This is a genomic window from Ruegeria sp. AG1, from assembly GCF_056541705.1.
This window is the reverse complement of the sequence record NZ_JBQFYU010000027.1, coordinates 1-5,783: the sequence shown is the minus strand read 5'-3', so window position 1 is coordinate 5,783 and position 5,783 is coordinate 1. Positions and strand designations below refer to the sequence as shown.

Sequence of the window (5,783 nt, the reverse complement as noted above, 5' to 3'; positions counted from 1 at the left end):
GGTCTAACCCATCACTAAATGCATTCACCGCCATCGATAACCAAGGCTTGCCCCGTCATAAAAGCGGATTCATCTGAAGCTAAATAGACGATCCCATGGCCAATCTCTTCAACTGTCGCCCACCGACTCATAGGGATCGCCTGCTCGATGTAGCTTTCCAGTTTGGCACGGCCACCCATCTGCTTTTCGAAGCCTGCATTGAAGGGGGTGTCTACAAATCCTGGACAAAGGGCATTGAAACGGATTGCATGGACAGCGTAGTCGGCTGCCATCTGCCGGACCATCGCAACAGCTGCGTGCTTTGTAGTCGCATAGGCGATCATACCCCGGTCGTATTGAACCCCCGAATTGGAGGCCGTGACGATCACGCTGCCTCCACCTTGTGATTTCATATGGGGGACGGCTGCGCGCGCGGCAATGAAGTGAGCGCGGACATTCAATGCCCAAGAAGCATCCATTCCATCTGGTTCCACTTCTTCCAGCGTTCCTTCGATCTGCAACCCAGCATGAGAGTGCAACACGTCAAGCCGACCGAAGTTTTTTACTGCTTCGTCTATGGCTTTGGTAAGGGCATCGTCATCGGTCACATCAAGCTGTATGGCAGATGCTTGATTTCCCTGCGCAACGATCGCGGCCACAGTGGCTTCAGCAAGTGTTGCATCGCGATCGGTTACCACAACATTCGCACCCTCTTGTGCCATTGCCATTGAACCCGCCCGACCAATTCCTGATCCCGCGCCCGTAACGAGCGCGACCTTACCTGCAAGCCGCATGTCACTTGGCTCCTTTATTTAATTATTCGATTTTGAGGCGCCTCGGCGCAAAAGCAGCTGCGCTGCTACGAGCAACAAGAGCGACGCGCCCATAACCATAGTGCCGATGGCATTGATCTCGGGTGTTACGCCGCGCCGGATGGATGAGAATATGTAGATTGGCAGGGTTGTTTCTGAGCCAGCTACGAAGAACGCGATGATGAAATCATCAAATGAGAAAGTGAAGCTGAGCAGGAAGCCTGCCAAAATTGCCGGTGCTATCAACGGCAGGGTCACCTGTCGAAAGGTGCCCCAGGGCGTCGCAAAGAGGTCAGCCGAAGCTTCCATGAGCGCGCGGTCCATACCCGATAGCCTTGCACGTACGATGATTATGACCAGCGCCATTGTGAACATGGTGTGTGCGGCGACAAGCGTGGGCATCCCCATGGAAAGTTGCGGGGGATTTGCTCCATCGGGCCATAGGCTTGCAAGAAGCGGGTTTAGCCAGCCGAATACAGTGACCAGGGCAATGAGTGTCGCGATGCCGATGACGATACCGGGTATCATTATCGCAATATAAATCATCGCATCAAACAAAGTTCGGAGCCATCCCTTAACCCCTTGTAAAGCGATGGCCGCCATGGTTCCGAGAGTGGATGCGAGGCAAGCAGTTATGAATGCCGCAAGCAGACTGGTCTCGAGCGCGTCCATTACAAATGGGTTGTTCAGCGCTTTACCATACCATTGGGTCGAGAACCCCATGAACTGGCTTGCGTGTCGTCCGGCATTAAAGCTGAAAAGCGCGATGATGCCGATTGGAATATAGAGAAAAAGGTAGACGCAAATCGCGTATAAGCGCATCGGACCCTCACATCAGCGAGACATCTTGGCGCTGGCCACCCAGGCGCGAGATGAATTTCATGTAAATTGAGACAGTGACAAGCATTACGACAACCAAAGTCATTGCGACCGCCGATCCGTACGCCCAGTTCCGAGACTGCAGGAACAGGTCCACCAGCGCATTTCCGACGAAAAAGACCTTTCCGCCGCCCAAGATCGCTGGGATCAGAAACTCGCCCATCAGCAAGATGAAGACCAGCATGCAGCCAGTTGCGATACCAGGTACCGACAAAGGAAGTGTCACCTGACGGAACGTACGCCATGGGGTAGAGCCGAGATCAGCCGATGCTTCCAGAAGGCGTTTATCCAGTTTGTCTAAGCTTACAAAAATCGGGAAAACCATCAGAGGTAGATACCCATAGACAATCCCGACAAGCACAGCGAACGGCGTATTTATCAGGCGGATATCATCGATGCCGATCGACTCCAGTAAAGCGGGCAAGCCACGCCCCCCAAGGATGAAAATCCAAGCGTATGACCGGATCAGGATCGATGTCCAGAACGGCACGATCACTAGGATCAACAGCGAAGTTCTCCACTTTGGTGAACAACGCACTGCAAGAAAGTAGGCGAGCGGGTAGGCAATTACCAACGCAGCGATAGTCCCCAGTGGTGCAAGGATCAAAGTGTTCTTAAACGCCGTCCATCGCGCAGGAAGGTTGGCATATTGTTCCAAAGTGAACGCTGGAACGTAGCCTCCGGCGGCACCCCGTTCGCCAAAGGAAAAGACGAAGACGACCAGCAGAGGAAGGGCTAGCATTACCAAAAGCCATATTCCTGCTGGAGCCAGCAACAGTGCTTTTCTGCCTCGTTCGGTCATTTTGTCCTCGTCTTTTCCGATATTGGCGACCTTGGCGCTTAGGCCGACTTGAAGCGGGCGAGCAACTCGGCACGGTTTGGATCTGTTAGTGTAGCTGCCGCGCCGAACTCGAGTGCATTCAGAAGGTCAGCTGCCGGATAAAGGATCGGATCTTCCAGTAGTTCCTTCGGCAGCAACGCATTGGTGCGAGCATCAGCCGATGGATAGCCGTGAGCGAGGACTTCTTTCGCATTAACTTCCGGGTTCAGCAGGAAGTCGATCAAGGCATAAGCGGCATCCATATGGGGTGCGCCCTTAGGAATAGCGTAGTAGTCGGACCAGAGTTCACCGCCCTCAGTTCCCAGAACGTAGGCGATTTCAGGCATGTCGACATTCATCTGCTTGCCGTCACCTGTCCAGCACATCGTCATCCAGGCGTCACCGTTACGCATCGGTGGCTGATAATCCGACGAGATTGCAAACAGATGCGGTTTGGCATCCAGCAACAATTTCTCGGCATCCGCCAGTTCCTTCTCATCGACCGAGTTGAAGGAGTATCCGAAGTATTTCAGTGCATTACCGATGGTGGTGAGTTGGTAATCATGCACCATTGTCCGGCCTGAGTAACCTTCCATAGTAAGGTCCCAGAACTCTTTCCATGTGGTTGGAGTCGGAGCGCCGTCAAGCTTGCTGGTGTTCACTGCAAAGCCAGTCGTGCCCCAGTTTTTTGGGACCGCGTAAAGCTGGCCATCGACAGAACCGGCATCGGAAAAGCGCTGTTCGAATGAACCTGCGTCGTAGTTTGGCAGTTTGGACGTATCGAGCGGGATGATCAGATCTTCACCCACATACGTAGTGATCGTGTAGTTGGTTGGAACGAAAACGTCCCAGCCAGACCCTCCAGCCTGAAGTTTTGCCAACATCTCTTCGTTCGAGCCAAAAACATTGACCTGAACATGGGCGCCAGTGGCTTCCGTGAAGGCTTCGAAGTTCATCTCGTCATGGTAGTTCGGCCATGTGGCAAGGATCACTCGGTCGCCAATGTCCCCGGCAGCAAATGCCGGGCGTGGACGCAACCCAGGAATGGCCGTGCCCAGAACGGCCGTTGCCATCCCAAGACCTGTCACGCCTAAGAAATGTCGCCGTGTAACCGAACCCTTTTGGTACCGGCGAAGCTCTTCCATGAACTTTTGCTTGGAAATAGTCCCATTATCCTTGGTCATTGTGAACCTCTCTGTTGTTGGATTGCGGGATTTGTTATTTTTCCAGGATCAGCAGTGCGCCTTCGCCCCATGAAACAAAGGCCTGCTCTCCTGCATTGAACGTCCCCTCGTTCAATTCCGCTTGCCTTGGCACAAGTACATGGAAATCACCCAGTGCTTCATTGCGCGTAAGGTATTCTGTGTGCTCCCCAAGGAAGATCCGATTTTGAATGGTAACTGGCAGAGCGATTTCAGCTGTGGGTAGCGCGCGGGTCAGCGTGATCTGTTCAGGACGGATACTAACGCACACTTCCTGCCCTGCATCTATTGGAATCTCCGGAGTTCCGTGCACCTTTTGGCCACTCGCTAAACGCACAGTGATTTGGTCGGCTGCTGAGTCAGTCACAGTTGCATCAAAGAAATTAGAGGTGCCTACAAATCCAGCCACGTAGCGGCTGCGGGGCATGTCATAGAGTTCGCGTGGGCTGCCAACCTGCACAATACTGCCGCCTTCCATCACACAAATTCGGTCGGACATTGAAAGCGCTTCTTCTTGGTCGTGCGTGACGAGGACAAAAGTTATTCCCAGTTGTCGTTGCAGGTTCTGCAGTTCAAACTGCATTTCTTTTCGAAGCTTTCGATCCAGAGCAGCCATTGGTTCATCAAGCAGCAAAAGCTTGGGCTCGTTTACGATCGCACGCGCCAAAGCGACGCGTTGCTGCTGACCACCAGACATCTCCCAGATGCGACGTGGGCCAAACCCACCAAGACGGACAGTTTCCAGCGCTTGCTCAACCTTTGTCGCGATTGTTTGTTTGTCTACGCGTGGTCGTTGTTGGCGCAGGCCGTACGCGATGTTGTCGAACACGCTTAGGTGAGGAAAAAGAGCATAGTGCTGAAACACCATGTTGACTGGGCGATGGTGCGCATCCAAGTCGTTGACGACTTCTCCATCGAGCAACACCTGACCTTCGGTAGGCTTCTCGAAACCTGCCAACATTCTAAGCGCAGTGGTTTTGCCGCAACCAGATGGGCCTAAGAACGACAGGAACTCTCCTTTCCCAATGGAAAGATTCAGGTCTTTGGCGGCGACCACATTCCCGAAGGTCTTGGTCACTCCTCGGAGTTCCGCAATCGTCTGCATGGTGACGCTCATGTCAAAGCTCATATACTGCCGTTTTCCTTATGCTTGATTTTTTGGCATTTGTTGGCATACCACTCAAACAAGGAAAAAGTAACAATAACTCGGAATAACTGTATATACCACAATTGGGGTATAGAGGTGCTTTTCGAAAATCTGGAGCGACGTGTGTACGATTGGATGGAAGAGGCCGGCAGGGTCGTGGAGAAGATCGGAACCCCAGAATTTCCATGTGCTTTGGCAGACGGCTTACGGCAGGTCGCACCATTTGATTTTACGGTGGTGTTTGGCCATGTCGGAACCGAAGCACCAATAGACATTCACGACGATTTCCCCAAAAGCAAACGGCGTATTTTTGTTGAGGATTACCAAGCCGGGCCCTACGTACTTGATCCATTTTTTTTGGCCGCGACAAAACCAATAACACCGGGTCTGTACCGCATGCGCGATATCGCACCGGACAGGTTCTATCAAGGCGAATACTATCGCAGCTATTACAAAAGGACTGGGTTAGCAGAGGAGATTGGCTACTTTATCGATATCCCAGGCGCTGGGATGGTTGTGGTCTCGCTCATGCGAGCAGAGAAGCCTTTTTCCGCCAAGGAAATTCGTCATTTGCAAGCTCTATGGCCGCTCGTTCGGGCAGCCTGTTGCAAACATTGGAGTGACTTTCCAACGATGACCCGCGGCGCCGCAGCGAATGGCGTTAGTCGTCGCGTCGATCTTGCTTTCCAGGCATTTGGCGATGGCGTTCTGACGCCACGAGAAAGAGAAGTCGTTGAGTTCACGTTGAAGGGTCATTCGGCAGAAGCTGTCGGCACAATTCTCGGCATCTCTCCAGGCACAGTCCGCATCCACAGACGCAACATTTACGCGAAACTTAGGATCAATTCGCAGGGTGAGCTTTTTTCAAAGTTCATTGAAAAGGCACTTTAAAAGGTTCCTTGAACACCCACTTTGGGCTGACTGCGGTTCTTTGGAGTAAAAAT

The 5,783-nt window shown here is 52.6% G+C and carries 6 protein-coding genes; 1 reads left to right on the top strand and 5 read right to left on the bottom strand.

Annotated elements, in window-relative coordinates:
- Window positions 1–14: 14 nt before the first annotated feature.
- The 5 genes from ACR0B5_RS22770 to ACR0B5_RS22750 are packed head-to-tail and all read right to left on the bottom strand — an operon-like array spanning window position 15 to window position 4,821.
- Window positions 15–773, bottom strand: coding sequence for an SDR family NAD(P)-dependent oxidoreductase (locus tag ACR0B5_RS22770; protein WP_010442231.1), 759 nt, complete (start codon window positions 771–773; stop codon window positions 15–17).
- Between the two features lie 18 nt (window positions 774–791).
- Window positions 792–1,613, bottom strand: coding sequence for an ABC transporter permease (locus tag ACR0B5_RS22765; protein WP_010442232.1), 822 nt, complete (start codon window positions 1,611–1,613; stop codon window positions 792–794).
- Between the two features lie 7 nt (window positions 1,614–1,620).
- Window positions 1,621–2,472, bottom strand: coding sequence for an ABC transporter permease (locus ACR0B5_RS22760; RefSeq protein WP_010442233.1), 852 nt, complete (start codon window positions 2,470–2,472; stop codon window positions 1,621–1,623).
- Between the two features lie 38 nt (window positions 2,473–2,510).
- Entirely contained in the window at window positions 2,511–3,674 is a 1,164-nt protein-coding gene (locus ACR0B5_RS22755) for an ABC transporter substrate-binding protein (RefSeq protein ID WP_093962198.1), read from the bottom strand.
- A 34-nt stretch (window positions 3,675–3,708) separates the two neighbouring features.
- Window positions 3,709–4,821: an ABC transporter ATP-binding protein gene (locus ACR0B5_RS22750; protein ID WP_480543660.1), complete on the bottom strand. Its 1,113-nt coding sequence runs from the start codon at window positions 4,819–4,821 to the stop codon at window positions 3,709–3,711.
- Window positions 4,822–4,974: 153 nt separating this feature from the next.
- On the opposite strand from ACR0B5_RS22750, the gene ACR0B5_RS22745 reads away from it, so the two are divergent.
- Window positions 4,975–5,730 carry a LuxR C-terminal-related transcriptional regulator gene (locus tag ACR0B5_RS22745; protein ID WP_170556711.1) on the top strand — a complete coding sequence of 252 codons (756 nt, stop codon included), beginning with the start codon at window positions 4,975–4,977 and terminating at the stop codon, window positions 5,728–5,730.
- Window positions 5,731–5,783 lie beyond the last annotated feature (53 nt).